A 1,627-nucleotide genomic window follows, 5' to 3' on the forward strand; every position below is an offset into this window, starting at 1 on the left:
CTCATGGACGTGTGGAAACAGCGTAAGAAACACGGAGTAAAGCTAGCCATGAGAAGTCAGCAGAAGCCATAGTACCTATCTACGACTTGGTTAGGGAAGGGCAGAACTTTAAAGAGTGAGAAGTAAATGAAAGTTACTAAATGAAGGGAAGAAGGCAGAAAATCTTTGAAGAAAAGAACTCCCCACAAAAATATAGGACAGAATCCGAAGGATATGTGGGAGGGCAGACTTTCATGCGGATAACTGAAAATAACCTCACGGATGATAACAAAATGGTATATGGGCTGTTAGAATTTATCTTGGCGCCAAATAACCTAAACGCAGCTTATAAGCAAGTGAAGCGTAATAAAGGAGCAGTAGGTGTAGACAAGATGGAAGTCGAATCTTTAACGGATTATCTTGTTTCTAACAAGGATGAACTAACAAGATCTATATTACGGGGAAAATACCACCCCAATCCTGTTCTCAGGGTAGAAATACCCAAGGACAATGGGCAGAAGAGACCGCTGGGCATTCCCACAGTAGTGGATAGAGTTGTTCAGCAGGCAATTGCTCAGGTACTTATACCGCTTTTTGAACCTCAGTTTAGTAATCATAGCTATGGGTTTAGACCAAGACGCAATGCGCACCAAGCTTTAAATGCGTGTAAGGAATATATAACGTCAGGTTACAGTTACGCAGTCGATTTGGACTTAGAAAAGTTCTTTGACAAAGTTAACCATAGTAAGCTGATAGAAGTCCTTTCACGAACAATTAAAGACGGACGAGTAGTATCTTTGATACATAAATACTTGAACGCAGGAGTGCAAATTGGGGGTAAGTCTGAACCAAGTAAAATGGGTGTTCCTCAAGGAGGACCGCTTAGTCCGCTATTGAGTAATATTATGCTCAATGAGTTAGACAAAGAGCTAGAACGTAGAGGGCACAAGTTTGTTCGCTATGCAGATGACATGGTTATCTTGTGTAAGAGCAAACGAAGTGCAGAGCGTGTAATGAGTTCCATTACCCGATTCATAGAGAGTAAATTGTTCTTAAAAGTGAATAGGAACAAAAGCCAAAGCGCCCACGTATCTAAGGTTAAGTTCCTTGGATATAGTTTCTATAAATACAAAGGAGAAGGACGTTTGAGAATACACCCAAAAAGTGTAGCGAAGATGAAAGCCAGAATAAAAGAGCTGACATCTCGAAGCAATGGTTGGGGTAATGACCGTAGGAAAAATGCGCTCCGCCAATACATCATTGGCTGGGTGCATTACTTCAAATTAGCAGACATGAAAAGCCTGTTGTTACAAATAGACGAATGGTACAGGAGAAGACTAAGGATGGTGATTTGGAAACAATGGAAACGAATAAGAACCAAATTTAAGAATCTTGTCAAGCTTGGGGTTAATAAATCTAAAGCAAGGGAATGGGCAAGCACGAGGAAGGGATACTGGCGTATAGCCAGTAGTGCTATCCTCAATAGAACTCTTTCCACTAAACGACTAAGACAAGCAGGGTATTTATTTTTGTCTGATTATTACCAAAATGTTAGAATCAAAACTTAAAGAACCGCCCTGTACCGAACGGTATGCAGGGTGGTGTGAGAGGACAGGTAGGGAATTAATCCCTATCTTCCTACTCGATT

At 40.9% G+C, this 1,627-nt stretch carries 1 protein-coding gene; it reads left to right on the plus strand.

What is annotated here, in order from left to right:
- The first annotated feature begins 272 nt into the window (after window positions 1-272).
- Window positions 273-1,547 (plus strand): group II intron reverse transcriptase/maturase, encoded by a 1,275-nt coding sequence (gene ltrA / locus CW751_RS15075; RefSeq protein ID WP_240612597.1) that lies wholly within the window; start codon window positions 273-275, stop codon window positions 1,545-1,547.
- The last annotated feature ends 80 nt before the right edge of the window (window positions 1,548-1,627 follow it).

The sequence above is a fragment of the Brumimicrobium salinarum genome, from assembly GCF_002844555.1.
Classification (GTDB): domain Bacteria; phylum Bacteroidota; class Bacteroidia; order Flavobacteriales_D; family Crocinitomicaceae; genus Brumimicrobium; species Brumimicrobium salinarum.

Bases quoted from the DNA above. Each gene is read 5' to 3' on its own strand.
- ltrA (WP_240612597.1), top strand. From the start codon at position 273: ATGGTATATGGGCTGTTAGAATTTATCTTGGCGCCAAATAACCTAAAC.